Annotated in this window: 24 protein-coding genes and 1 tRNA gene; 19 read left to right on the plus strand and 6 right to left on the minus strand. The window is 67.9% G+C overall.

Annotation, left to right across the window (positions count from 1 at the left end; translation table 11 throughout):
• From HCA44_RS05650 to HCA44_RS05700, 11 genes are all read left to right on the plus strand, one after another.
• Positions 1 to 1176, plus strand: a complete 1176-nt coding sequence (locus HCA44_RS05650; RefSeq protein ID WP_169647548.1) for an MCE family protein — start codon at positions 1 to 3, stop codon at positions 1174 to 1176.
• Positions 1177 to 2199 carry an MCE family protein gene (locus HCA44_RS05655; RefSeq protein WP_169647549.1) on the plus strand — a complete coding sequence of 341 codons (1023 nt, stop codon included), beginning with the start codon at positions 1177 to 1179 and terminating at the stop codon, positions 2197 to 2199.
• Positions 2196 to 3257: an MCE family protein gene (locus HCA44_RS05660; RefSeq protein WP_169647550.1), complete on the plus strand. Its 1062-nt coding sequence runs from the start codon at positions 2196 to 2198 to the stop codon at positions 3255 to 3257. The genes HCA44_RS05655 and HCA44_RS05660 overlap by 4 nt, the downstream gene beginning before the upstream one ends.
• Complete coding sequence (locus HCA44_RS05665; RefSeq protein ID WP_169647551.1) at positions 3254 to 4558, plus strand: MCE family protein; 1305 nt, start codon at positions 3254 to 3256, stop codon at positions 4556 to 4558. The genes HCA44_RS05660 and HCA44_RS05665 overlap by 4 nt, the downstream gene beginning before the upstream one ends.
• A complete protein-coding gene (locus HCA44_RS05670; protein ID WP_169647552.1) occupies positions 4555 to 5760 on the plus strand; it encodes an MCE family protein in 1206 nt (401 codons plus the stop codon). The genes HCA44_RS05665 and HCA44_RS05670 overlap by 4 nt, the downstream gene beginning before the upstream one ends.
• Positions 5757 to 7205 carry an MlaD family protein gene (locus HCA44_RS05675; RefSeq protein ID WP_169647553.1) on the plus strand — a complete coding sequence of 483 codons (1449 nt, stop codon included), beginning with the start codon at positions 5757 to 5759 and terminating at the stop codon, positions 7203 to 7205. The genes HCA44_RS05670 and HCA44_RS05675 overlap by 4 nt, the downstream gene beginning before the upstream one ends.
• A complete protein-coding gene (locus HCA44_RS20930; protein ID WP_169647554.1) occupies positions 7175 to 8032 on the plus strand; it encodes a hypothetical protein in 858 nt (285 codons plus the stop codon). Before HCA44_RS05675 ends, HCA44_RS20930 begins: the two co-directional genes overlap by 31 nt.
• Positions 8033 to 8148: 116 nt before the next feature.
• Positions 8149 to 8604 carry a h domain protein gene (locus tag HCA44_RS05685; protein WP_346764592.1) on the plus strand — a complete coding sequence of 152 codons (456 nt, stop codon included), beginning with the start codon at positions 8149 to 8151 and terminating at the stop codon, positions 8602 to 8604.
• 4 nt (positions 8605 to 8608) lie between these two features.
• Positions 8609 to 9481, plus strand: a complete 873-nt coding sequence (locus HCA44_RS05690; protein ID WP_169647556.1) for a nuclear transport factor 2 family protein — start codon at positions 8609 to 8611, stop codon at positions 9479 to 9481.
• Positions 9482 to 9532: 51 nt separating this feature from the next.
• Complete coding sequence (locus HCA44_RS05695; protein ID WP_169647557.1) at positions 9533 to 10510, plus strand: NAD-dependent epimerase/dehydratase family protein; 978 nt, start codon at positions 9533 to 9535, stop codon at positions 10508 to 10510.
• A gap of 93 nt (positions 10511 to 10603) precedes the next feature.
• The gene (locus tag HCA44_RS05700) at positions 10604 to 12202 is read left to right on the plus strand and encodes an alkaline phosphatase D family protein (protein ID WP_169647558.1); all 1599 of its coding nucleotides are present in this window, start codon (positions 10604 to 10606) and stop codon (positions 12200 to 12202) included.
• A gap of 26 nt (positions 12203 to 12228) precedes the next feature.
• Here the strand turns inward: HCA44_RS05700 and HCA44_RS05705 are convergent, their stop codons facing one another.
• Both HCA44_RS05705 and HCA44_RS05710 read right to left on the minus strand, forming a co-directional pair.
• Positions 12229 to 13692: a trehalose-6-phosphate synthase gene (locus HCA44_RS05705; protein WP_346764616.1), complete on the minus strand. Its 1464-nt coding sequence runs from the start codon at positions 13690 to 13692 to the stop codon at positions 12229 to 12231.
• A gap of 150 nt (positions 13693 to 13842) precedes the next feature.
• On the minus strand, positions 13843 to 14037 hold the full coding sequence (locus tag HCA44_RS05710; protein WP_169647559.1) for a hypothetical protein: 195 nt from the start codon (positions 14035 to 14037) through the stop codon (positions 13843 to 13845).
• Between the two features lie 250 nt (positions 14038 to 14287).
• On the opposite strand from HCA44_RS05710, the gene HCA44_RS05715 reads away from it, so the two are divergent.
• The 3 genes from HCA44_RS05715 (at position 14288) to HCA44_RS05725 (ending at position 16929) form a co-directional block, all read left to right on the plus strand.
• On the plus strand, positions 14288 to 15091 hold the full coding sequence (locus tag HCA44_RS05715) for an alpha/beta hydrolase (RefSeq protein WP_169647560.1): 804 nt from the start codon (positions 14288 to 14290) through the stop codon (positions 15089 to 15091).
• A gap of 210 nt (positions 15092 to 15301) precedes the next feature.
• Positions 15302 to 16681, plus strand: a complete 1380-nt coding sequence (locus HCA44_RS05720) for a SidA/IucD/PvdA family monooxygenase (protein ID WP_169647561.1) — start codon at positions 15302 to 15304, stop codon at positions 16679 to 16681.
• On the plus strand, positions 16678 to 16929 hold the full coding sequence (locus HCA44_RS05725) for an MbtH family protein (protein WP_169647562.1): 252 nt from the start codon (positions 16678 to 16680) through the stop codon (positions 16927 to 16929). The genes HCA44_RS05720 and HCA44_RS05725 overlap by 4 nt, the downstream gene beginning before the upstream one ends.
• Positions 16930 to 16992: 63 nt before the next feature.
• Here the strand turns inward: HCA44_RS05725 and HCA44_RS05730 are convergent, their stop codons facing one another.
• On the minus strand, positions 16993 to 18426 hold the full coding sequence (locus HCA44_RS05730; RefSeq protein WP_169647563.1) for a threonine/serine exporter family protein: 1434 nt from the start codon (positions 18424 to 18426) through the stop codon (positions 16993 to 16995).
• 161 nt (positions 18427 to 18587) lie between these two features.
• Between HCA44_RS05730 and HCA44_RS05735 the strand changes: the two genes are divergently transcribed.
• Positions 18588 to 18662 (plus strand) — tRNA-Thr (locus HCA44_RS05735).
• Positions 18663 to 18827: 165 nt separating this feature from the next.
• Here the strand turns inward: HCA44_RS05735 and HCA44_RS05740 are convergent.
• On the minus strand, positions 18828 to 20210 hold the full coding sequence (locus tag HCA44_RS05740; RefSeq protein WP_169647787.1) for an NAD(P)/FAD-dependent oxidoreductase: 1383 nt from the start codon (positions 20208 to 20210) through the stop codon (positions 18828 to 18830).
• 141 nt (positions 20211 to 20351) lie between these two features.
• Between HCA44_RS05740 and HCA44_RS05745 the strand changes: the two genes are divergently transcribed.
• A complete protein-coding gene (locus tag HCA44_RS05745) occupies positions 20352 to 21257 on the plus strand; it encodes a LysR family transcriptional regulator (RefSeq protein ID WP_169647564.1) in 906 nt (301 codons plus the stop codon).
• A gap of 3 nt (positions 21258 to 21260) precedes the next feature.
• Here HCA44_RS05745 and HCA44_RS05750 read toward each other — a convergent pair whose 3' ends face one another.
• Positions 21261 to 22070, minus strand: coding sequence for an ABC transporter (locus tag HCA44_RS05750; RefSeq protein WP_169647565.1), 810 nt, complete (start codon positions 22068 to 22070; stop codon positions 21261 to 21263).
• Positions 22071 to 22224: 154 nt separating this feature from the next.
• Here HCA44_RS05750 and HCA44_RS05755 point away from each other — a divergent pair, with 154 nt between their 5' ends.
• Together HCA44_RS05755 and HCA44_RS05760 are read left to right on the plus strand one after the other, a co-directional pair.
• Positions 22225 to 22947 carry a response regulator transcription factor gene (locus HCA44_RS05755; protein WP_169647566.1) on the plus strand — a complete coding sequence of 241 codons (723 nt, stop codon included), beginning with the start codon at positions 22225 to 22227 and terminating at the stop codon, positions 22945 to 22947.
• On the plus strand, positions 22944 to 24338 hold the full coding sequence (locus HCA44_RS05760) for a HAMP domain-containing sensor histidine kinase (protein WP_169647567.1): 1395 nt from the start codon (positions 22944 to 22946) through the stop codon (positions 24336 to 24338). The genes HCA44_RS05755 and HCA44_RS05760 overlap by 4 nt, the downstream gene beginning before the upstream one ends.
• Positions 24339 to 24388: 50 nt before the next feature.
• Here HCA44_RS05760 and HCA44_RS05765 read toward each other — a convergent pair whose 3' ends face one another.
• On the minus strand, positions 24389 to 24817 hold the full coding sequence (locus HCA44_RS05765; protein ID WP_169647568.1) for an HIT family protein: 429 nt from the start codon (positions 24815 to 24817) through the stop codon (positions 24389 to 24391).
• A 105-nt stretch (positions 24818 to 24922) separates the two neighbouring features.
• On the opposite strand from HCA44_RS05765, the gene purD reads away from it, so the two are divergent.
• The gene (gene purD / locus HCA44_RS05770) at positions 24923 to 26173 is read left to right on the plus strand and encodes a phosphoribosylamine--glycine ligase (protein WP_169647569.1); all 1251 of its coding nucleotides are present in this window, start codon (positions 24923 to 24925) and stop codon (positions 26171 to 26173) included.
• Positions 26174 to 26400 lie beyond the last annotated feature (227 nt).

Below are 26400 nucleotides of genomic sequence, written 5' to 3' on the forward strand. Positions count from 1 at the left end.
ATGACCACGGATTCGGGGTGGGTGAAAAAGCTCGCGGCCGTCAGTCTGGTCGTGGTGCTGGTCGGCATCGTGGCCGCGGCATTGGTGCAGTTCGTCGGGGGCTTCACCAAGACCGTGCCGGTCACTGTCACCAGTGCGCGTGCGGGTCTCGTCATGGAGCCGGACGCCAAGGTCAAGCTGCTCGGCGTCGAGGTCGGGCGAGTCGGCAGCATCGAGTACGTCGGCGAGCAGGCGGTGCTCAATCTCGACATGCAGCCCGACATGATGTCGCGAATTCCCGCGAACAGTCGCGTCGACATCAAGTCGACCACGGTGTTCGGCGCCAAGTACGTCAACATCGTCGAGCCCGAGCAGCCGTCGTCGCGGCATCTCGAGCCGGGCGCGGTCATCGCGTCCGACAGCGTGACGGTCGAGTTCGACACGGTCTTCCAGCATCTTTCCGACGTGTTGGCACAGGTGGAGCCCGAAAAGCTCAACGCCACGCTCGGTGCCGTGTCGTCGGCGTTGCAGGGTCGCGGCGACGCGCTCGGCGAAACGCTCGAGCGGGGCAACAGCTATCTCGCCAAGATGAACCCGTCGCTTCCTCGTCTGCAGGAAGACCTCGCGAAGGCCGCGGACGTCACACACCTGTACGCCGACACGGCGCCCGACCTGCTACGCACGGTCGACAACGCGTCGGCGACGAGCGACACGGTCGTCGATCAGCAGGGCAATCTGGATTCCCTGCTGCTCAACGTGATCGGGCTCGCCGACACGACGAACGGGGTACTCACCGAGAACGAGCAGAACCTCACCACAGCGCTGTCCACGCTCTCGTCGACCACCGGACTGCTCAACGAGTACTCGTCGGAGCTCAGCTGCCTCATCGTCGGCCTGAACAACGTGCGCCCAGTGGGCGAGCGCATGTTCGGTGGTAACCAGCCGGCCATCGCGCTCAGCACCAACTTCGTCCCGGGTGCGGAGCCGTACACCTACCCGCGGGATCTTCCGAAGGTCAACGCGAGTGGCGGCCCGGCGTGCTACGGGCTGCCCGATCCGGACCCCAACACGCATGCCGACTTCGTGGTGGCCGACACCGGTAACCAGCCGTACGTGCCGTCCACCCAGCTCAATCCCGACCTGCCCAATGCGTTCCAGTTCCTGTTCGAGGGCGTGCTCCCGGAAGGAGGCCGGTAGATGCGTGCCACCAGTGTCAAACTGCTGATCTTCACCATCGTCATGTCGCTCGTGTTCGTCGCGCTCGCAGTGGTGTTCAGCCAGTACCGGTTCGCCAGCTCGAGCGGATACCACGCGGTGTTCACCAGTGCGTCCGACTTGAAGGTCGGCGAAAAGGTCCGCATCGCAGGCGTTCCCGTCGGGTCGGTCAAGAAGATCGAGGTCGGTCGGGACAATCTGGCGCACGTGAGCTTCGACATCGACAGCAAGAACGCGCTGTTCGAGAGCACGAAGGCCACGGTCCGCTACGAAAACCTCGTGGGCGACCGCTATCTCGAGCTGATGGACGGGCCGGGCGCGCCCGTGCCGCTCGACGACGGCGACACGATCCCGGTCGAACAGACGGCGCCCGCGCTGGACCTGGACCTGCTGCTGGGTGGGTTCAAACCCCTGTTGCGCGCGCTGAACCCCGACCAGGTCAACCAGCTCTCGGAGGGGCTCGTGCAAGTCTTCCAGGGCCAGGGTGGCACGTTGGAATCGCTGCTGAGCAACACCAACGAGTTCACCAACACGATCGCGGACCGCGACCAGTTGATCGGCGAGGTGGTCGGAAACCTCAACGACGTGCTCGGCACCATCAACGATCGCGGCGATCAGTTCTCCACCACGCTCGACAAGCTGCAGCAACTCGTGTCCGGGCTGGCGCAGGATCGTGACCCGGTCGGGGCAGCGATTCCGCGTATCTCCGGCGCGACAGGAGATCTCGCGAACCTGCTCGAGGGCGCTCGTCCCGATCTGCAGACCACGATCGCCGAGGCAGGCCGCACCGCCACTCAGCTCGACATGGGCCGCGACGACATCGACTGGGTTCTCGACCGGTTGCCCGACGCGTACCGCAAGCTCATCCGCGTCGGCTCGTACGGCGGCTTCTTCCAGATGTACGTGTGCACGGTCGCATTCAAGTTCTCCGGTCCGGAAGGGCAGGACATGGTCCTCAACATCGGTGGCAACCAGAACACGGGGAGGTGTGCACCGAACCAATGAAAGCCGAACGCAATCCCGTACAGGTAGGAATCATCGGCATCGTGGTGTGTGCCTCCGCCGTCGTGGCCGGGCTGCAGTACGACTCGCTGCAGTTCCTGTCCGGGGGAGTCCCGTACAGCGCCACATTCGCCGATGCAGGCGGCCTCACAGGTGGCGACGACGTCACGCTTGCAGGCGTCGACGTGGGCACGGTGTCCGACATCGCGCTCGACGGCCAGACCGTGCTCGTGTCGTTCACGATCTCGGAAGGCATCGTGCTCGGTGACCAGACCGAGGCCGCGATCAAGACCAACACCGTGCTGGGCCGCAAGTCCCTCGAGCTCGCGCCACGCGGCAACGGCACGTTCGAGCCGAACGACACGATTCCGCTCGAACGCACGCGTTCGCCGTACTCGCTCAACGATGCGCTCGGCGACCTCACCGACACCGTGTCGGGCATGGACACCGACAAGGTCAACGAAGCGCTCGGTGCGGTGTCGGATGCCATGGCGGGCACACCCCCCGAACTGCGCGGTGCGCTCGACGGCATCACGCGTCTGTCGCAGAGCATCAACTCGCGCGACGAGACACTGCAGCAGTTGCTGTCGCGCGCCGAGAACGTGACGGGCATCCTCGCCGAGCGCAGCGACCAGATCAACGCACTCGTGGTCGACGGCAACGAGCTGTTCGGCGAACTCGACCGCAGGCGCGAGTCCATCAGTGAGCTCATCGTCAATGTCTCGGCCGTGTCGAGGCAGTTGAGCGGAGTCGTCCAGGACAACCAGGAACAGATGAAACCCACGCTCGACAAGCTGAACACCGTCGTCGGTCAGCTGCAGGGACACAAGGAAGACATCGGCCGCGCGCTCGACGGCCTCGCGCCGTACTCGACCTCGCTCGGCGAGGCCGTCGGCAGCGGCCCGTTCTTCAACGCGTACATCTACAACTTCGGACTCGGCAAGGCCTTCCAAGGTCTGTCGGACGCACTCACCTGGCCTGAGCATCTGCCCAACGACCTCGAGTCCTACTTCGAGCCGAAGCCGTCGCCCAACGTCGAGCTCAAGGACCCGAACCGATGAGGCGCCCAGCGATCGCCGCGCGATTCGGCGAGCTTCGGAAGCGTCGCAGGCTGATTCCGGTCGTCGCCGCGGGCCTGGTGGTCGTCGTGCTTGCCGCGGTGGGCTACGTGTTCGTCCCGCGCATCGGAACACACACCGTCACGGCGTACTTCCCGTCGACCTCGGGGCTGTACGAAGGCGATGACGTCCGCGTACTCGGTGTTCCGGTGGGCAGGATCGAAAGCATCTCGCCCGGCGACGATTCGGTCGCGGTGCGGATGCGCGTCGACCGTGGTGTCGAGGTCCCCGCCGACGCGAAAGCGGTGGTTGTGGCACCGAGCCTGGTGTCCGGCCGATTCGTGCAGCTCACGCCCGTGTACGCGGGCGGTCCCGAAATGACCAGCGGCGCCGTCATTCCGATCGAACGTACCGCGGTGCCGGTCGAGTGGGACGAGATCAAGACCGAGCTGACGAAACTCTCGGACGCGTTGGGGCCGCAGGCCGAGGATCCGAAGGGCACGCTCGGCACGTTCGTCGACACTGCTGCGGAGAACCTGGAGGGCAACGGCAACGCGCTGCGCGACACGCTGCGCGAGCTGTCCGACACGATGAAGACTCTCTCCGACGGCCGCACCGACCTGTTCGGCACCGTTCGCAATCTGCAGGCCTTCGTCGAGGCGTTGTCGTCGAGTGACCAGCAGATCGTGCAGTTCGAAGGCCGGCTCGCCTCGGTCTCGAACGTCCTCGCGGAGAACTCCGACGCGCTCGACCGCGCGCTCGGCGATCTCGACGTCGCCCTCGGCGACGTGCAGCGGTTCGTCTCGGAGAACCAGGAGTCGCTCACCGAGCAGGTGGGCCGACTCGCCGACGCAACCCAGGTACTCGCGGACAAGCGTCCAGAGATCGAGCGGGTACTGCACGTCGCGCCTAATGCGCTGTCGAACTTCAACAACATCTACCGCCCGCTCACCGGCTCCCTCATCGGCGCCGCGAGCCTGTCCAACTTCCAGAACCCGGTGCAGTTCATGTGCGGCGCGATCCAGAGTGTCGAGGCCAACGACTCCGACCGCAGCGCGGATCTGTGCACGCAGTATCTCGGGCCGGTGCTCAACTCGCTCACCACCGGATATCCCGGGATCATGACGAACGCCGCGACGGGCGTCGCCGCACGGCCCGACCAGATCACCTATCAGCCCGAAGGTCTCGCGGAGTCGGCGCCACCACGCAATGGTGCGGGCTCCGGGGCGGGAGGCGTCCTCGGCGGAGCGCCCGAGGTGAGCATTCCGAACGGGCTTGCCGGCCTGCTGGGAGGTGGACAGTGACCACTCGACGCACCCGCAGCTGGGGTGTCACCGCAATCGCGGTGGCCACCACCCTCTCGTTGTCCGCGTGCTCGTGGGACGGTCTCAACTCGCTCCCGCTTCCGGGCACCGAAGGCAAGGGCGAGGATTCGTACTCGATCCGCATCCAGATGCCGAATGTCACGACGCTGTCGCCGAACTCACCGGTGCGCGTCGACGACGTCACGGTCGGTTCGGTCGCGGACATCGAGGTCGAGAACTGGCACGCCCTCGTCACGGTGCGACTCAACGGCGACGTCGACCTGCCGGCGAACACGTCGGCCAAGATCGGCCAGACGAGCCTTCTGGGTTCGCAGCATCTCGAACTGGCCGCGCCCGAATCCGCCGAGGCGCAAGGTCGGCTCGAGGACGGCGACGTCATTCCCCTCGACCGAGCGGGTGCGTATCCGACCACCGAGCAGACTCTGTCGTCGCTGTCGGTCGTCCTCAACGGTGGTGGACTCGCGCAGGTGCAGACCATCACGCAGGAACTCAACAACGCGCTCGACGGCCGCACCGGTGCGATCCACGATCTGCTGCCCCGTCTGGACGAGTTGACCGGGAGTCTCGATCGTCAGCGCGGCGACATCATCTCGGCGATGGAAGGCATCGACCGACTCTCGTCCACCGTGCAGGGGCAGAAGGACACGATCGACCGCGCACTCACGTCGATTCCGCCGGCGCTCGACGTCCTCGTCGACCAGCGGCAGAATCTCACGAACGCGCTCACCGAACTGGGCAAGCTCAGCGACACCGCCACCCGCGTCATCGACACGAGTGGCGAAGACCTGAAGGCCAACCTGCGCAACCTCACCCCGGTGCTGCGCGAGCTGGCGAACTCCGGCAACTCCCTCACCGAGGTGCTGTCGGTGCTCCTGACCTTCCCGTTCCCGATGAAGACTCTCGACTCCGCGATCCGCGGCGACTTCGCGAACCTCGCGATGATGATCGACATGACCAACGAGCGGCTGCAGCGCAACTTCCTTACGGGCACCGTGCTCGGCAGCCCGGAAGGTGCACTGGGCACGCTCGCGGGTGTCGCCGGGCAGGCGGGCAACCCACTGACACCACCCGAGGCCGACGCCCCGGCGCCGGCACCGGCTCCGCAGATTCCGGGTCTGCCGGAGATCCCCGGCCTCCCAGCGATTCCCGGACTTACCGTGCCGGGAGGTGGTACACCATGATGCTGTCGCGTTTCGTTCGGACCCAGTTGATCATCTTCGCGATCCTCACCGTGATCGGGCTCGTGGTCATGTCGGTGGTGTATGTGCGACTGCCGTCGCTGCTCGGGATCGGTCGCTACAACGTCGTGGTCGAGTTGCAGTCGACGGGCGGCCTCTACCCGAACGCCAATGTCGCGTACCGCGGCACGGATATCGGCAAGGTTCGGTCGGTCGTCCTGGGCGACGACGCGGTCGAAGCGAACCTGTCGATCGACAGCGGCGCCGATGTCCCGGGCGACGTCGACGCCGTCGTCAAGAGTGTGTCGGCGATCGGCGAGCAGTACGTCGATCTCATCCCGCGCAGCGATTCCGGTAGCCGATTGTCCGAGGGCGACGTCATCCCGCTGTCGCGCACCGGGGTTCCGCAGGATGTCGGTGACATGCTCGACCAGGCCGACGTCTTGCTGGCGTCGATCGCGGACACCCGGCTGCGCACCGTCATCGACGAGGCATTCGATGCGTTCAACGGCTCGGGGCCCGATCTGCAACGGTTGATCGATTCGGCGCGCCTGTTCGTCGAGGAAGCAGACGCGAACTCCGACGCGACCCAGTCGCTGATCGACCGGATGGGGCCGCTTCTGGACACCCAGACCGTGTCGAGCGACGCCATTCGCTCGTGGACAAGCGATCTCGTGACCTTCACCGATCAGCTTCGAGCCAGCGATCCGTCGCTGCGTTCGGTGCTCGAACGCGGACCGAGCGCAGCAGAGCAGGCCGACCAGCTGTTCCAGGATCTTCGCCCCACCCTTCCGCTGCTGCTCGCGAATCTCGTGAGCGTCGGTGAGGTGAGCACGATTTACCATCCGAGCATCGAGCAGATCCTGGTGCTCTTCCCGCCGCTCGTCGCGTCGCTGTCGACGGCGGTCAACGGTGGCCCCGAGGACGAAGGTGCATTCGTCGACTTCGCGCTCGAGCTGAACGATCCGCCGCCGTGCACCACGGGCTTCCTGCCACCGGATCAATGGCGGTCGGGCGACGACGTCTCGGTGCCGGACACCCCGAGCAATCTGTTCTGCAACGTCCCGCACGACGACCCCACTACCGTTCGCGGCGCTCGCAACCTACCGTGTATGGAGTTCCCGGGTCGGCGGGGGCCCACGCCCGAGGACTGCCGAAACGGGTTCGTACCATTGGGCAACAACCCGCCGTCGGGAGACGTGCAGTCGCCCGACGTGCCGTCGTTCACGACTCAACCGAGTTCGTACGGTGGTGACGGAGACGCAGGCGCCGGTGCCGGCGGGGGCGCCGTCCCCGCTGCGACGGTGCCCGCGACAGCAAGGCCGTACGACCCGATCACGGGCTCGTACACCGCTCCCGGCGGTACGGTCTACACCCAGCCCGATCTTGCGTCGGCATCGACGGGAAAGGAATCCTCGTGGCAGACGATGATGACCAGTCAGCAGTGACGGATTCTGCGGCCAGTCCGGACGGCGCGGAATCGAGGTCCGGGGGAGCGGTCGCCACGGCGAAGCAGGCGCACGATTCGTCGACGGCACGGCCACGCAGGCGCGCACGACGCACCGCGGGCCCGCCGCAGGCCGGTGCGTCCGGGGCGGACACCTCGATGCGCGGGCCTGCGCGGCCTTCGACGCCCGAGCCCGAACAGGCGGCGTCGGTCTCGTCCACGCCGACGCCGACAGCCCCGATTCCGACAGCGCCCGCCCCCGCCCTCGGCGCACAGAACGACGGCGACGGCGAGCCCGCCGAGGCGCAGGCCGACGCAGCGACGCCCGGGCCGAAGCCTTCGCTGTCCAGGAAGACGATCCTGTTGCGCGTGGTGGCGGCAGTCGTCGTGGTCGCACTCGCCGCTGCCACCGGGTGGTCCGCGTGGACGGTGTGGGGCGACAGCAAGTACGACGCCCAGCGTCAGTCCTATGTCGACACCGCCCGTCAGACGATCCTCAACCTCACGACGATCCATCCGGACACCGCGAAGGACGACGTCGATCGTCTCGTCGCCGGTTCCAGCGGACAGTTCCGCGACGAATTCGCCGACCGCCAGGAGCCTTTCGTCAGTGTCGTCCAGGACGCGAAGGTCACCACCGACGGCGAGATCATCGCGGCGGGCTACGAGTCCGACGTGGACGGCGGCGGCACCGTCCTCGTCGCCGCGCGCGCGATGGTGAGCAGCGCCGAACAGCCGGAGGCCGCGCCTCGTGACTTCCGTATGCGGGTCACGATCGCGGACGACGACGGAAATCTGACCGCCTCGAAAGTGGAGTTCGTACCATGAGCGTCGGTGTGAGCACGGAAAACTCGAACGAAAGCCCGGGACTCACGGAGTCCGACCGTCGGTCGGAGTCGCAGGGGGCGAAGGAGCGCAGGCTACCGCAGTGGTTTCCTCGTGCCGTGGTGATCGGCTTGATCGTCGTTCTCGCCGCCGCGGCGGCGGGCCTCGGGTGGCAGGTTCACCGCAACGACGTCGTCGAAAAGGCGCGCACCGACGCGATGGACGCCGCAGCGCAGCAGGCCGTCGCGATGCTGGCCTACGACTTCGAGAATGTCGACCAGCAGTTGGCCGACGCGGCGGGCGGGCTGGCCGGATCGTTCCGTGAGGACTACACCAAGCTGGTCGCCGATTCGATCGCTCCCGCAGCGAAGGAGCGTTCGCTCACCGTGCAGGTGACGGTGCAGGCGAAGTCGGTGGTCGACGCGTCGTCCGACGAGGCGACCGTGCTGCTCTACCTCAACCAGGTCACCACGAGTTCCGATGTGCCCGATGCGAAGACGACGGGCAGTCGCGTCACGATGGATCTCGAGAAGACCGACGGCCGGTGGCTCGTGAGCCGGCTGACCCCGGTGTAGGCAGATGGAGACGGCGGAGCGTTCGCGGCGTCTGGAGTTCGTCCAGCGGTCTCCGGCTGCGGTCGCCGCACACGACAAGAAGACGTGGGTCGGGCTGTTCGCGCCCGACGGGGTGGTCAACGATCCCGTGGGGTCGCGTCCGCAGGTGGGCCACGACGCGTTGGGGCGGTTCTACGACGCGTTCATCGCGCCCAACGACATCGTGTTCGACGTCGCCCACGACTACGTGTGTGGCGACCTCGTGGTGCGCGATCTGCACATCGAGATCACGATGGGTAGCGGCGCCCGGGTGCGGGTGCCGATGCACCTCGGGTATCGGCTGACCGGGCCGGACGGTGCCTTCGCCATCGCCGATCTGCAGGCGTTCTGGCAGTTGCCTGCGATGGTGGTGCAGTTGCTGCGACAGGGTCTTCCGGGGCTGCGTGCGTCGAGTGTGCTGGGTCCGAGGTTGATTCGCACTCTTGGGATCTCGGGATGTATCGGCTTCCTCGCCGGAATGCGCGGTGTGCACGGTCGCGGCCGTGCCAGGGCCGAGCGGGTGTTGCAGGCTGCGCGCGGCGATCGGGGCGTCGGCGAGGCCGCCAGGGGATCGGCGGTGCGCGCGGCGCTGGGCGGCGACGCGGAACTGCGCTGGGGCAGTGAGACCGTGTCCACATCCGAGTTCGCAGCAAGGCTGGGAAATCTACGGTGGCACAAGGTGATCGCCGCGGGCCGCTCGGTCACGGTGTCGCTGGACGGGCCGGTATCGTCGGGCAATTCACATGACAAAGGCGAAATGTTCTCGGGTGTCGCGTTTTTCGCGTTCGACTCGGCCCGTCGTGTCGCGGCTGTCGACGTCGTCGGCGAATCGGTCGGAAACTCGGGAGTGCAAAAATAGAACCTGTTCCAGTACGCTGGGGGTGACCGGAGTCCTCGAACAGGAGAAGCCATGAAGGTTGCGGTTACGGGTGCGGCGGGTTTCGTCGGCACCAATCTGGTGCACCAGCTCGTCGATCAAGGGCACGAAGTCACCGCGATCGATCGCGTGCGTTCGCCGCACGTTCCCGAGCACGGTGTCACGTGGGTCGAAGGCGACGTCCTCGACCCGCAGTCGATGCGCACCGTGCTGGACGGACACGAAATCGTGTACCACCTGGTCGCGATGATCACCCTCGCGCAGCAGGACGAGCGTGCCTGGACGATCAACACGAAGGGTGTGCGCACCGTTGCCGAGGCGGCGCTCGAGGTGGGTGTGCGCCGCATGGTGCACTGCAGCTCGATCCACTCGTTCGATCAGGTCGGCTGTGGGCCGTTGCTGTCCGAGCAGTCGCCTCGTTCGGTCGACCCCGAGCTTCCGGTCTACGACCGCTCGAAGTATGCGGGCGAGGTCGAGTTGCGCGAGGTGATCGACAAGGGCCTCGACGCCGTCGTCTGCAATCCCACCGGCGTGTACGGTCCGGCCGACTACGGTCTGTCCCGGATCAACGGGCTGCTGCGCAGTGCCGCTCGCGGCAGGATGCCCGTCCTGGTCGAGGGTGCCTTCGACCTCGTCGACGTGCGCGACGTCGCCGCGGGGCTCGTCGCGGCCGCCGACAAGGGACGCACGGGGGAGAACTACCTGCTCTCGGGCAACATGAACACCATGCTCGACGCGTTCCGGTTGGCGGCCTCGGTGGCCGGCCGCCGGGGGCCGTTCTTCGCGGTGCCGTTCTCGGTGATCAACCGCGTCGTGCCGCTCGTCGAGCCCATCGGCGCACGCCTCGGGTCGGACATCGTGTCGAAGGCGTCGATGGCTGCGCTCATGGCGGCTCCCGTCGTCGACGGGTCGAAGGCGCGCGAGGAGATCGGACACGCTCCGCGTAGCACCGAGGACACGGTGCGCGATCTGATCGCGTTCCTCGTCAGGTCGGGTCAGCTCGGCAGCTGACGCCGACCACGGCGTCGAACTCGTGGAACGCGCGTCACCGCCCGGTCACCGCGCGTTCGCCGGGCAGTAGGACGGCTGCGTGAGTCTGTGCGAATGAGCGCACAGCCACGCCAGTCGTCCCTCTCCCGTCGCACCGTCCTGCACGGCGCCGCTGCCGGTGCCTTGCTCGTGCCTGCCGGCTACGCGCTCGCCGCGTGCGGGCGGTCGAGCTCGTCCGGCTCCGGCCCGGCCCTCAGGCGTGCTCGCCCGGCGCTGACGCACGGCGTCGCGACCGGCGAGGTCACCTCGGGCGGCGCGTTGGTGTGGGCCCGGTCGGACGCGCCGGCGACGATGATCGTGGAGACCTCCGCCACCGAATCCTTCGCCGATGCAAGGACTTTCCGCGGTCCCCGGCTCACTCCGAATACCGACGGCACGGGTCGCGCGCGGGTCGCGGGCCTCGAACCCGGACAGACCGTCCACTATCGCGTCGTCTTGGAGGGGGAGGACGGCGCCGTCGGGGAGGCGGTCACCGGTGTGTTCGCCACCGCGCCGATGGCGTCGAAGGACGTGCACTTCGTGTGGTCGGGCGACGTCGCGGGCCAAGGGTGGGGGATCAATCCGGACATGGACGGGATGACGATCTTCGCCACCATCGCCGACCGCGCTCCCGACTTCTTCATCCACTCGGGAGACGCGATCTACGCGGACGGGCCGATCCAGCCCACCCAGGAGCAGAACGACGGCCGGATCTACCGGAACGTCACGTCGGACGCGAAATCGCATGTGGCCCAGACCGTCGACGACTTCCGTGGCAACTACGCATACAACCTGACCGACAAGCACTATCGGCGTTTCACCGCGTCGGTGCCGCAACTCGTCCAGTGGGACGATCACGAGGTCGTCAACAACTGGTTTCCGGGTGAAGATCTCACCGGCCAGAAGCGAGAAGGCTACACGGAGACGGACGTCGACACACTGGCACGGCATGCACGGCAGGCGTGGACGGAATGGCAACCGGTGGAACTCGGCGCGTCGGACCGGCTGTACCGCACCGTGTCCTACGGCCCGTTGCTCGACGTGTTCCTGCTCGACATGCGCAGCTACAAGAATCCGAACCCGAACGCGTGGTCCACCACCGAGGACGACGGCGGGGTGCTGGGTGCGGAGCAGACTCGGTGGCTCGTCGATTCGCTGAAGAGGTCGACTGCGACGTGGAAGGTGATCGCGAACGACCTGCCGCTCGGCATCGTCGTCGGCGACACGAGCACGAACCCGGAGAACGGTCCTGCCTCGATGGAGGCGGTGGCACAGGGCGACGGCGGTACACCGCTCGGTCGCGAGATCGCCTTCTCGCGGATTCTGTCGGAAACCAAGGATGTCACCGGAATGGTGTTCCTCACCGCCGACGTCCACTACACCGCGGCGATCTCGTACGAGCCGGAGCGCGCGTCGTTCAAGGATTTCGCGCCGTTCTGGGAGTTCGTCTCGGGGCCGTTGCACGCAGGTGCCTTCCCCGAGAGCCCACTCGACGGCACGTTCGGCGCCGCATACGAGTTCGTGCACGCGCCGACCGACGCCAACACCTCACCAGCCGAGGGCTTTCAGCATTTCGGTGAAGTGGCGATCGACGCCGCCACGAAAGTGCTCACCGTCGATCTGTGCGACGCCACGGGACAGGTGCTCTACCGCAAGGAACTCGAGCCGCGGTGACCGCGCCGCGGTGGCGGGTGGCCGCGTCAGTCCTGATTCTCTTCGCCCGGAGTGATGAGCGCGGGGCCCGCCGCACCGGTGTCGGCGAGGGCGCCGAGGAATGCGCGGGCCCAGCGGTCGACGTCGTGGGCGAGTACCTGGCGGCGCAGCGCGCGCATCCGTCTGCGTCCCTCTTCGCGCGACTGGTGCATCGCGTGCATCATCGCGTCCTTGACATTGTCGAGGTCGTGCGGGTTGCACAGATATGCCTGTCGGAGTTCAGCTGCGGCACCGGTGAATTCGCTCAGCAGTAGCGCACCGCCGAGGTCGTGCCGACAGGCTACGTACTCCTTCGCGACGAGATTCATCCCGTCGCGCAGCGGCGTGACGAGCATGACGTCGGCGGCGACGAAGAACGCGAGCAGCTCGTCGCGCGGGATGGGCCGGTGTATGTAGTGCACGACAGGCTGGCCCACGCGTGCGTACTCGCCGTTGATGCGGCTGACGGTCTGCTCGATCTCGCCGCGCATCCGCACGTAGCTCTCGACGCGTTCGCGGCTGGGAGTGGCCAACTGCACCAAGACGGTGTCCTCGGGGTCGACGCGACCCTCTTCGAGCAGCTCGTACAGCGCATCGAGCCGGACGTCGATGCCCTTCGTGTAGTCGAGCCGGTCGACGCCGAGCATGATGTGCGTCGGATTTCCCAGCTCCTTACGGATCTGCTTGGCGCGGTCGCGGATCGACTTGCGGCGAGACTGCTCGTCGAGCTCGCCCGACGCGATCGAGATGGGGAAAGCTCCCACCCGCACGGTGCGGAAGCCGACCTGTACGACGCCCAGTTTGGAGCGCACACCCACCGTGCCGCGAGACGTCTGCTGACCCGCGAGCCGCCGAGCGAGGAACAGGAAGTTCTGCGCGCCGCCGGGCAGATGGAAACCGATGAGGTCGGCACCGAGCAGGCCCTCGACGATCTCGGTGCGCCACGGCAACTGCATGAACAGTTCGACCGGGGGAAACGGAATGTGGAGGAAGAAACCGATCGTGAGGTCCGGGCGCAGCATGCGCAGCATCTTGGGGACCAGCTGCAGCTGGTAGTCCTGGATCCACACGGTTGCGCCGTGCGCGGCCGCCTCGGCCGTCGCCTCGGCGAAGCGCCGGTTGACTTCGACGTACGTGTTCCACCACGCGCGGTGGTACTCGGGCCGCACGATCACGTCGTGGTAGAGCGGCCACAGCGTCGCGTTCGAGAAGCCTTCGTAGTACTCGGCGATCTCGTCGGCGCTGAGCGGAACCGGGTACAGCTCGAGACCGTCTTCGACCACGGGATCGAGGTGGGCGTCGGCAACTCCCGCCCACCCGACCCACGCACCCTGGTTCGAGCGGAGGATCGGTTCGAGTGCGGTGACGAGGCCACCCGGGCTGCGCTTCCAGCGCGTCGTCCCGTCGGGCAGGCGCTCGAGGTCGACCGGAAGCCGGTTGGCGACGACGACGAAATGCGCCTGGTTGGACACCTCGTCCTTGGTGGCGGGATCGGCAGCCCGGTCGGCAGACGACACGGAGTTCGAGTTCGTGCTCACCTGTTCGGGGCTACCAGCCACGTTGTTCCTTTGCTCGAGTGATGATCCCGGAGAGCCGGCAGCCCGGCTGTCCGGGCTGTTCCGTCAGCTCTGTTCGATCTTATTGGCTGCGCCGGATCCTGCCGGGCCGATCCCCAGCATGGACAGCAGCATGCGGCATTCGTCGGCGTCCGCGGCGTACGCGGCCACGACGCGCTGCGCCTGGTACGCGGTCTCGTCCGCGACGGGCTGCAATTCGTCGTCCGAGATCTCGTTCTCGGAGGTCGTCTTCGCGGCCATGATCTCCTTCTCACCATCTGTTCCTGCGCTGGTCGCAGTGGTTTCACCACGACTCTATGAGAACAACGAGGTCGAGTGCCACTTTGTGCCCAGAGGTGGGGGCGGCCGAGCCGCGGGGAGGCGGGGCGGCCCAGCCGCCGGGAGGCCGGTGGCCGGGGCCGCTGCACCACGAGCGGTACCGTGACCGGCGTTCCCGCCCGCCCCGGCCGCCGCGTCGGGCCGCCGCCGATCAGCCCGGAAGGTGACCGAGATGACCATCGCCACGATCAATGGCATCGACCTGAACTACGACGTCGAAGGCGAGGGTGACCTCGTGGTCTTCATCATGGGCACCGGCAGCCCCGGCCGGGTGTGGAAGCTGCACCAGACGCCGGCGTTCGTGAAGGCCGGCTACCGCGTGTGCACATTCGACAATCGTGGAATCGCGCCCACCGCAGAGTGTGCCGACGGCATCGCGATCGACGACCTGGTCGCGGACACGGCAGCACTCGTCGAGCATCTCGGCGGGGGACCGGTCCGGGTGATCGGCACGTCGATGGGTGCGCGGGTGGCCCAGGAGCTCGCGCTCGCGCGGCCGGACCTGGTGCACAAGGCGGCATTCCTCGCCGGGCACGCGCGGATGGACACCTTTCAGCGTGTGCTGAGCGAGGGCGAGCGGGCGCTGCACGACTCGGGCGTCGGGCTGCCCGCGAAATATCAGGCCGCCGTCACCGCGGTGATGAATCTCTCGCCCGCATCGCTCGTCGATCAGCGCGCCGCGCGCGACTGGCTCGACTTGTTCGAGTTCTCCAGCGGACCGCTGTCGCGCGGCGTGCGGGCGCAGCTCGAGATGGACCGTGAGTACGACCGCCGGGACGCGTACCGCGCGATCAGGGCGAACTGCCTGGCGGTGGGTTTCGCCGACGACCGCATGATCCCGTCGTACCTGTCGCGCGAGGTCGCCGACTGCATCCCGGGTGCCCGTTTCACCGAGATCGTGGACGCAGGTCACTACGGCTACCTCGAACAGCCCGAGGCCGTCAACAAGGTGCTGCTCGATTTCATGGCCGACTGATTCCGGCCTTCTTCCGCATCCTCTGGACGTGCGGGAACCCGTCGCGCTCCTGGGGTTTTCGCGCCTTCCGGCCTCGACGACGCCCGCCGCACGCGCCGCGCGGTTGCTATTGTCCGCTCTGGTAAGGATAGCCTCTGCTACTTTATTGCGAGTCGGGTTGCGGCTCGGTGTACCGGACGTCGAGACCAGGTTGGAGGATGGGTGACGCGAATGAGGGAATCCGACGGGGTGGCCGACGGTCCCGAATCCCGCGACGCGCGAGATATCGTCGGGGTCGGTTTCGGCCCGGCGAATCTGGCGCTGGCCATCGCCGTCGAGGAACACAACGAGGGCGTTCCCGCGGGTAGGGAGATCACCGCGCAGTTCTTCGAGAAGCGCGACTCGTTCGGTTGGCATCCCGGCATGCTGCTCGACGGCTCCACGATGCAGATCGCCTTCCCGAAAGACTTGGTGACGCTGCGTAATCCGCAGTCCGCATACAGCTTCTTCGCGTATCTCAAGAGCCGCGGAAGGCTCGTGGACTTCGTCAACCACCAGACCTTCTTCCCGAGCAGGCACGAGTTCAACGACTACCTCACGTGGGCGTCGGGCAAGGTCGACGCCGACGTGCGGTGGGCCACCGCGGTCGAGCGCGTCGTTCCGGTCGAGACGGCCGACGGCGATTCGCTGTTCGAGGTGACCGCGGACGACGGCACCCGCGTGCTCGCCCGCAATGTCGTCGTCGGTGCGGGTCTGCGCGAACGGATCCCGGAATGGGCGGAGCCCAGCCCACGGTGCTTCCACAATCATCAGTTCCTGTTCCGCATCGCCGAGATCCCCGAGGTCCGGAATCGGCGCTTCGCGGTGCTGGGGGCGGGCCAGAGCGCTGCCGAGATCGTGCAGTACCTGCACAGGAACTTTCCCGACGCCGAGGTCCACAATGTGTTCGGCAGGTTCGGGTACAGCCCCGCGGACGACAGCCCCTACGCGAACCGCATCTTCGATCCCGACGCCGTCGACGACTTCTACGGCGCGCCGGAATCCGAACGCAAGCGCCTGCTCGAGGTGCACCGCGGAACCAACTACTCGGTCGTCGATCTGGAACTGATCAACGAGCTGTACGCGCTCGAATACCAGGAGCGTGTGCGCGGCGCGCGTCGGCTGTTCATGCACCGGTCGTCGGAGATCACGGCCGTCGACGACGGCCCCACCGGCATCTCGGTGTCGGTCCGCAGCACCGTCGACGGGCTCGTCGACCAGCTCGAATGCGACGCGCGCGTGCTGGCGACGGGCTTCGAGCCCGCACCGCTCGGCTCGCTGTTCGGCGACCTCCCCGAGGGCGCCGAGGGGGCCATCGGGCGCGACTACCGTCTCGAGCTGGGCATCTCCGCCGGAATCTATCTGCAGGGCGGCACCGAGCGCACGCACGGTCTCACGTCGTCGCTGTTGTCCAATGTCGCCGTGCGCTCCGGCGAGATCCTGACGTCGATCGTCGCGCACACTCCTGCGCGGGAGCCGCTCGCGGCGGCCGGCGAAACACCGGAGGGTCTGGGAACGACAATTGATACTGTGGACCCCATCCCGACGTACGTGACAAGCGAGGCGAGATGAGCACCAACCCGTTCGACGACGAAGACGGCCGTTTCTACGTGCTGGTCAACGACGAAGAGCAGCACTCGCTGTGGCCGACGTTCGCCGAAGTGCCCGCCGGCTGGCGCATCGTGTTCGGCGAGGACAGTCGTGCGGCGTGCCTCGAGTACGTCGAGCAGAACTGGACCGACATGCGACCCAAGAGCCTGCGCGACGCGATGGCCGCCGACGAGGCATCCGGTGGTCGGCACAGCGCAGACACGCCCTGACAGGCGGAGCAGACCGAGACGACGGCCGCGCACTCCTGCGAGTGCGCGGCCGTCGTCCTCTCGTCAGGCTGCTTCGTTGCTTCGGTTGTTGGGGCGTCGTCGCCGGATGAGCACGGGGCGTCGCAGCGAACCGGTGCGGCGCAGGATGCGTGGGCGCCGCAGCGTGCGGGCGATCCATTCGCCGAGCGTAACGCCTGCGGCGAGCGAGCAGCCGATGCCGAAAGCCGACAGCAGCGAGCTCACACCGATGACGACGTCGTTGTTGAGCAGCGCGTACAAGCCACGGTAGATGGACAGACCGGGCAGCAGCGGCGCGATACCGGCGATCGCGATGACCAGCGGCGGGGTGAGCGCGCGGCGGGCCATGAGACCACCGGCGAAACCGACGACCGTGGCCGCCATCGCCGACGACAGCACCGGGCCCGTCACGGTGTGCAGCGCTATCGCGTATACGAGCGCACCCGCGGCGCCGCTGAGCCATGCGGCACTGAGCGCGCGCCGCTCGGCATAACACGCGAGGGCGTAGAACAGCGCCGTGAACGCACCCGCCAGCACCAGGATGGGCACTCGGGCGAGACCGATGATCTCGACATTCGTCGGTGGCAGCGTCGAGCCGAGGGCGCCCGTCAAGCGCAGCGATATCGCGACACCCGCGATGATGCCGCCCGTCATCATCACGACCTCGAAGAATCTCGCGGCCGCGGTGACCGGGGCACCGGTGATCGCGTCCTCGACCGAGCCGACGAGTGACAACCCCGACAACAGCACGATGACTCCCGCCGCGATGATCTGCGACGGCCGGATCTCGATGCCCAGTTGCTCACGGAAGGTGTACAGCATCGACGCCGGGGTCGCGGCGATCAGGCCGCCCACCACCTGTTGGAAGAAGAACGGCAGGCCGATGCGGTTGAGGACGCGGTTGACGCGGTCGATGACGGCCGTCGTCAGGAACGCGACCGACGCGACGAGGACGTCGCCGCCGAGCAGCACGGACACCGACGCCGCCATGCCCGACCACGCGAACGTCGCGACCCACCGGTTGTAGGGGTGCGGCGCGGTGATGAGCGCCGTGAGCGCTTCGTGCGCCTCCTTCGGCGTGATCATGTCGCGTCGGATGCGCCGCGTCAGGCGGTCGACGGCGGCGAGGCGCGTGAAGTCCATCGAGCGGTAGTTGACGTTGCGCATCGTGCTGGCGGGCGGCAGCGTCGGGCCGCGGTAGGCCGACACGCGGATCGAGTTGTACGTGACGTCGACGTCGGTCTGCGCGAGACCGTAGGTCGCGGCGATGAACTGCACCTGCTCGGCGGTGTCCATCGCCGCGGTACCGGATGCGAGCAGCACCTCGCCGACACGGACGGCGAGATCGAGGACCTCCGCGACCTGCGGATCGTGCGTCAGATCGATCGGCTGCAGCGGTGTCGGCGCGGCGACGACCGTGTCGATCGTCGCGCGCCGGTCTCCCGTGAGCCGGTCGAAGATTTCAGCGAAACTGGCCATACGGGCGGTCAGGCTCCGAGGTCGGGGTGGGCACGGGCCGAAAGGAACATCGACATGACGAACACGCTATCCAAATCGAGCGGGGGTGGGGTTCGGCCAGGACGCCGGCCGGGTGGCCGCCGTGCGTTCGAGTCCCTCCGGCTATGATGGGCCGGCACACCGCCTCCTTAGCTCAGTGGTAGAGCACTCGCCTTGTAAGCGAGCGGTCGTCAGTTCAATCCTGACAGGGGGCTCCAACAGAAGCGGGCTCCGCAGCCCGTGAGCGAAACAAGCGTGCCTGGACTCGCAAAGTGCTCACAAGGGTGGGTGCCCCGTTTCACGGCACACCGCCCGTGCGTCGTCGGAGAGTGGAACTCTTCGGACGTTACGGGCGGTGTGGATGCGGTGCGGGACTTTTCGCGCTATGCGGCGTGCGCTTCTTCGTGTCTCTCCGGAGGCTGCGAGGCGGCCGCGGCGTCTTCGGTACCGGAGTCGACGCGTTCGAAGAAGCGGGCCGGCTCCGGATCCTGCGCCATGTGGAAGTGCGGGCGCTGGTGGCCGAGGAACGACTCGAACCACGAGAGCACGGTGACGGCGCGGTTGCGGAAGCCGATCAGGTAGTAGACGTGCACCGCGAGCCACGTGAGCCACGCGAGCATGCCGGTGAGCTCGAGCTTGCCCACCCGCGTGATGGCGCGGAAACGATTGATGATCGCCATGCTGCCCTTGTCCATGTACTTGAACGCGGTGCCGCGGGCGATCTTGCCGGTGATGGTCTTCGCTACGTGCCGGCCTTCCTGCATCGCGACGGGCGACTGCCCGGGCAACTTGTCGAGCGACGTCATGTCGCCGATCGCGTACACGTCGGCGTATCCGCCGACGGTGAGGTCGCGGTTGATGAGCAGGCGGCCCGCGCGGTCAGTGTCGCAGCCGGTGCGCTGCGCGAGCACGCCTGCGAAGTCGTTGGCCTGCACGCCCGCCGACCAGATGACGGTCTCGGCGGTGATGCGCTGTTCGCCGTCGGTCTTGGACTTGACGGTGACGCCGTGCTCGTCGATGTCGGTGACCATCGTGTCGAGGACGACCTCGACGCCGGACTTCTCGAGCGAATCCTTCGAGTACTCCGACAGCTTGCCGCCGAAAGGCGGCAGCACGAGCCCCGCACCCTCGACGAGCTTGACGCTGACGTCGTCGGCGGACAGACCGTGGAAGGTCTGCTCGACATAGCGCTGCGCGAGCTCACGGATCTGGCCCGCGAGTTCGACGCCCGTCGGGCCCGCGCCCACGACGACGAAGCTCAGCAGGTCGCGGCGGCGTGCGGCGTCCTTGGTGGTGTTCGCTTCCTCGAAGCAGCGCAGGATCTGCTTGCGCAGCGCCTCGGCGTCCTCGACGGTCTTGAGCGCGAAGGTGACCTTCGCGAAGTGGTCGTTGCCGAAGTACGACTGACGCGCACCGGTGGCGGCGACGAGCGACTTGTAGCCGATCGTGTGCACGACGCCGTCTGCCACGTAGTCGACCTCGTGGTCGTCGGGGCGCACGTCGACGACGCGACCCAGGCGGACGTCACCGTTGGGGAACTTGGCGAGGATGGAGCGCACGGGCGGCGCGATCTCGGCGGCCGACAGGACGCCGGTGGCCACCTGGTAGAGCAGCGGCTGGAACAGGTGTTCCGTGGTCTCGGAGATGAGGACGAACGGGGTGCCCGCCTTGCCGAGCTTCTTCGCGGTCGCGAGAGCCCCGAACCCCGAACCCACGATGACGACGTCGGTGCTGTCTGCCGTCTCGGTGCGGGTCGTGCGGTCCATCTCGGCGTTACCCACGGAATACCTCCAAAATCACGAACGCGTATATGAAGAACAACGTAGAGAGGCGGAGGCTGTTCCTGCTACCAAGCTGGATCATCGGTATATCTCTTATCGCGTTCGCTCATATATAGACTCGACGGCATGGACTTCCGCCAGCTCCGGTACTTCCTCGCGGTCAGCGAGGAGCTGAGCTTCAGCCGTGCCGCGGAACGGTGCTTCATCTCGCAGTCCGCGATCAGCCACCAGGTCACCAACCTGGAACGGGATCTGGGGGCCCGGTTGTTCGAGCGTTCGACGCGCATGGTGCGTCTGACCTCGGCGGGGTCGCGTCTGGTCCCGATCGCACAGCAGGTGCTCACGCTCGAAGCGCAGGCGTACGCAGTGGCGCGCGAGCCCAAGAACCGAATCCGCATCACCGCCAACATGAGCTTCGGCGCGCAGAGCCTCGACGCGATCGCGGAAGCGCGCAGGCAACACCCCGGAATGGACATCGAGTTCGTCATCAAAAGCTTCACCGACCGCATCGATGCCGTCGTGTCGGGTGACGCCGACATCGCGCTGATCCGCGGAAACGCGGTGCGGCCAGGTCTCGAAACGGTCCCGCTCGGCGTCGAGGACCTGGTGATCGTGACCTCGCGCGAGCACCCGCTGTCGGCGTTCTCGACCGTCGATCTCGGCGAGCTCGCGCCCTACCCGCTGCTGCTGCCGCCGAAGCACAGCCAAGTGTTCATCCACACCGTCGTCGAGGACGCGTTCGAAGAGGTCGGCAGGCGCGTCCAGCTCGGCCCGGCGATCGCGCGCGACCACTCCGCGACGCTCGACGTCATCACGAACCCACGGGCGTGGACGGTGCTCTATCCGAGCACCGCGGAGGAGACGCGCCGTAGCGGCTTGCACCTGATGCGGGAGGCGAACAACCGGTTGCGCGTGCCGGTGTGCGGCGTGGTGCGCAGCGGGGCGACGGCATCGGCGGGCATGACGGCGGTACTCGAGGCGCTGCGGAGCTCGATCGGCGCCGACGGTACGGACGACGGCCCGCGCGGCTGAGCGTCAGCCGGGGCCGAGTGCGAGATCGGGTCGGTCGCCGCGCCCGCGCAACCAGCGCCCGGGCAGCTTGCCCGCGAGTTCGCCGAGGGGCCCGACGGCGGCGCTGAGCAGTTCGACCGTCTCCTGCAGGACGTCGACGCTCTGGCCGAGTCGTTCGAGATTGGGTGCGACCGAGGTGAGGGTCTGCGACAGCGACACGATCTGGTCGAGCGGGCCGTCCTCCGCGATCAGTCGCTCGAAAGCGCCGTTCTCGGCGAGCAGGGTTTCGAGGATGCCCTGCTCGGCGAGTGCGCGGTCGAGGACGCCGCCCTTCGCGGTGAGCCGCTCGACGGCGCCCTCTTCGGCGGTGAGCCGTTCGAGGGGCCCGTCTTCGGCGGTGAGCCGGTCGAGCAGCCCGCCGGGAGCGAGCAGCCGATCGAGCGCGCCGTCCTCGGCGAGCACGCGGTCGAGCGGGCCGCCGCGTGCGAGGAGCCGCTCGAGGGGGCCTCCCGGCTCGAGCAGCCGTTCGAGGGTGCCGCCAGGCGCGGTGAGCCGGTCGACCGGTCCGCCGGGGCTCAACAGCCGGTCGAGGGGACCCCCGGGCGCGAGGGCCTGGCCGAGGGGTCGCTCGTCCGACGTGAGGTTCGAGATCTGGTAGAGCATCTGCAGCGGTGCGCGCGTGCTCGCGAACGGGGAGGCGCCGGTGGCCGCCGCGGTGGTGCCCGCGACCGCCGCACGCGCGCTGCCGAGCGCGGCTTCGGCGATGCCGAGCGACGCCTCGGTGGCGGCGAGTCCGATGCGGACGGGCAGCGCGGCCAGCGACACCAGATTCATAGGGTCACTGTAACCCGCGACACACGCGCAGAGCCTGCCGCGACGACCCGTCGGCCTCTCCCGGCAGCCGCCCGCCACGGAGGCAAGCAGGGCTCACAGCAAGCACACAGGCAACGGCCAGCCGAACTCCAGCGACGCGCGCGATCATGGCGGAGTGACCGAGAACTCGACCGCCGCCGAATCCGCCCCCGAAGCGCGCATCCTCGTCGTCGACGACGAGCCCACCATCATCGAGCTGCTGAGTGTGAGCCTGCGCTTCCAGGGTTTCGAGGTTGCAACCGCGTCCAGCGGGGCCGAAGGGCTCGATGTTGCGCGCAAGTTCCGGCCGGACGCGCTGATCCTCGACGTCATGATGCCGGGCATGGACGGTCTCGGCATGCTGAAGCGGCTGCGTGCAGACGGCGTCGACGCCCCGGTCCTGTTCTTGACGGCGAAGGATTCGGTCGAGGACAAGGTGACCGGGCTGACCCTCGGGGCGGACGACTACGTCACGAAGCCGTTCAGCCTCGAAGAGGTGGTCACACGGCTGCGGGTGATCCTGCGCCGGGCGGGAACACTCGGTCGGGAGCAGGCGTCGTCGCGGGTCAGGTTCGCCGACCTCGAACTCGACGACGACACCCGCGAGGTGTGGAAGGCGGGCGAACCGGTGTCCTTGTCGCCCACCGAGTTCACCTTGCTGCGCTACTTCATGGTCAACGCGGGCACGGTGCTCAGCAAGCCGCGCATCCTCGATCACGTGTGGAACTACGACTTCGGTGGTGAGGTCGGCGTCGTCGAGTCGTACGTGTCGTATCTGCGGCGCAAGGTCGACACCGGGGACAAGCCACTCATCCACACTCTGCGCGGCGTCGGCTACGTGATGCGCGAGCCGCGATGAAGAATCGCCTGCGCGCACTGCCGCTGCGGTTCACCCTCGTCGCCGCGGTGCTGGTACTCACGGCCGCAGGCCTGTTGGCGAGCGGGGCCGCCGTCACGTCCGCGCTGGAGAACTCGCTCATGTCGCGCGTCGACGCGCAGCTGCACGACGCCGCGCAGGGCTGGGCGAAGCCGCGCGACCAGCATCCGGTGCCGCCACCGGACGCACCCAGCCTCGGCCGCCCACCCACCCCGTTCTTCGTGCAGATCGCGGATGCCGCGGGCGAGCCGCTGCGCACGATCAACGACAGCGACGCCGAGCCCGCCCTGCCGGACACGCCCGCGACGTCACCGACGACGGTGCAGTCGGTCGGCGACTCGACGCCGCGCTGGCGCGTGCTCAGCACGACCGGTGCCGACGGAACCGTCACCGTCGCCGTCACCCTCACCGAGAACGACGAGACCGTCGAGCGGCTCATCGGGCTCGAGCTCGTGATCGGGGCGATCGTGCTCGTCCTGCTGGGTGTGGTCGGCTACTTCGTGGTGCGCCGGTCGTTGCGGCCGCTCGCCGAAGTCGAACGGACGGCGGCAGCGATCGCGTCGGGCGACCTGCATCGTCGTGTGCCCGAACGTGATTCACGGACCGAGGTCGGTAGGCTCACCGTCGCGCTCAACGGCATGCTCGCGCAGATCCAGCGGGCGTTCGCCGCGACCGAGGCGTCGGAGGAGTCGGCGCGCCGATCGGAGGACCGGATGCGCCGCTTCGTCGCGGACGCGAGTCATGAGCTACGGACACCGCTCACCACCATCCGCGGCTTCTCCGAGCTGTACCGGCAGGGGGCGATGACCGACACGGATGCGCTCATGGCGCGGATCGAGGGCGAGGCGTCGCGTATGGGCCTGCTCGTCGAAGACCTGCTCACGCTCGCGCGACTCGATTCGCAGCGGCCGCTCGAACGCGCACCGGTGGATCTGCTCGCCGTCGCGTCGGACGCGGTGCACGGCGCTCGAGCCGTCGCACCCGGCCGTGCGATCTCGCTCGTCGTCCTCGACGGCCCCGGCACAGCCGAGGTGAACGGTGACGACGCCCGGCTGCGTCAGGTGCTCGGCAACCTCCTGGGCAACGCGCTCGCGCACACACCCGAGAGCGCCGACGTCGTGGTGCGCCTCGGTACGACGGAGCGGACCGTGTTCTTCGAGGTGTCGGACACCGGGCCGGGCCTGAGCGAGGAGGACGCCGCGCACGTGTTCGAGCGCTTCTATCGCTCGGACACGTCGCGGGCGCGGCGCAGCGGCGGCTCCGGGCTCGGCTTGTCGATCGTCGCGGCCCTCGTCGCGGCACATGGCGGCACCGTCACCGTCGACTCGCGTCCGGGCGAGGGCGCGACCTTCCGCGTCGAACTGCCGCGCTGACGGGGTGGACGGCTGCGCCGTCAGCGCTGACCGGGTGGACGGCTGCGCCGTCAGCGATCCGACACGTGCCGGTCGTGGCCCTGCTCGCGCAGCGCGCCGCGGATCTTCGTGGCGGCCTCGTCGAGGGAGTGCGCCGACGGCTCACGTTCGGCGTTCGCGAAGTCGAAGTTGCCGAGTTCGTACGCCGGGAACACGTGCACGTGCAGGTGCGGCACCTCGAGCCCCGCGACGACGAGGCCCGCACGCGGGGCGTCGAACGCCGCGACGACGGCCTTGCCCAGCGATTGTGCGACCGACGTGATGTGCTGCCACAGCGCCGGGTCGATCGACTGCCAGTTGTCGATCTCCTCGCGCGGTACGACGAGCGTGTGTCCCTGGGTGAACGGGTTGATCGTCAGGAATGCGACGACGTCGTCGTCCTCCCACACGAAGCGTCCGGGCAGCTCGCCGCTGATGATCTTGCTGAATACCGATGCCATGAGCCGAGGGTAGGGCAGCAGACCGTGTGGCCACTACGGTCCACGGCCCCGACCACCGCGACGGGCAGGTGACCGCGCCCGCGCGCGTGCCTCTAGGCTGTGGGCGTGCGCGTACTCGTCATCGGCTCCGGAGCCCGTGAACATGCCCTGCTGCTCGCTCTCCAGCGTGACCCCGGCGTCACCGGCCTGATCTGCGCGCCCGGCAATGCCGGCACCGCGGCGATCGCCGAGCAGCGCGCCGTCGACGTCGCCTCGGGCGAGGCCGTCGCGGAACTCGCGAAGGACGTCGCCGCCGACCTCGTCGTGATCGGTCCCGAGGTGCCGCTCGTGCTCGGCGTGGCCGACGCCGTGCGGGCCGCAGGTATCGCGTGCTTCGGCCCGTCCGCCGACGCCGCACGCATCGAGGGATCGAAGGCGTTCGCGAAGGACGTCATGGCCGCCGCGGACGTGCGCACCGCGCACAGCGAGATCGTGGACAATCCCGCCAAGCTCGATGCCGCACTCGATCGCTTCGGCCCCACCTGGGTCGTCAAGGACGACGGACTCGCGGCCGGCAAGGGAGTCGTCGTCACGCCCGATCGCGCCGCGGCCCGCGCGCACGCTGCCGACCTGCTCGAGAACGGGCATCCGGTCCTGCTCGAGTCGTTCCTCGACGGGCCCGAGGTGTCGCTGTTCAGCATCGTCGACGGGGAGACCGTCGTACCGCTGATCCCCGCCCAGGACCACAAGCGCGTCGGCGACGGGGACAGCGGGCCCAACACCGGCGGTATGGGGGCGTACACGCCGCTGCCGTGGCTGCCCGACGAGACGGTCGACGAGATCGTCGAGAAGGTCGTGCGTCCTGTCGCCACCGAGATGGCCCGACGTGGCGTGCCGTTCTCGGGCCTGCTGTACGCGGGCCTCGCGATCGGTGCAGACGGACCCGCCGTCGTCGAGTTCAACTGCCGCTTCGGCGATCCGGAGACCCAGGCGGTGCTCGCGCTGCTCGAGAGCCCCCTCGGTGAGCTGCTGAATGCGGCCGCGAAGGGCACGCTCGCACAGGTGTCCGCGCCGCGCTGGAAGGACGGCGCCGCCGTCACGGTCGTGCTCGCAGCCGAGAACTACCCGGGCCCGCCGCGTACCGGCGACACGATCACCGGCGCCGACGCAGAGGGCGTCCTGCATGCCGGCACCAAGCGCGTCGACGGCCAGGTCGTGTCCGCGGGTGGACGCGTGCTCAGCGTCGTCGGCACCGGTGCGGACCTGGTGGCCGCCCGCGACCAGGCGTACGAGCGCCTCTCGCACGTCGACCTGCCGGGTGGGCACTTCCGCACCGACATCGGCCTCGCCGCCGTCGAAGGTCGTATCACGTTGTAGCACCCCGCTTCTGCTCGGCCAGGGGAGGGTCGATCGGCGGCGGTCGGCCGTTCACGTCTGTTGTCTACAGTCTTCGGTATACTTGGAAACTGTTACGGCACAACATATTTCGATGTAGTTGTGTTACGCGATTCGGCTCGCATCCTCACCTGTGCGTAACGGCTCGGAAATCCGATCCCCATAGCGTCGGAGACGGCTCGAGGAACGAGCTCCGCCGCATCGGCGGG

The organism is Rhodococcus sp. HNM0569 (assembly GCF_012726205.1).
Taxonomy (GTDB): Bacteria; Actinomycetota; Actinomycetes; order Mycobacteriales; family Mycobacteriaceae; genus Rhodococcus_F.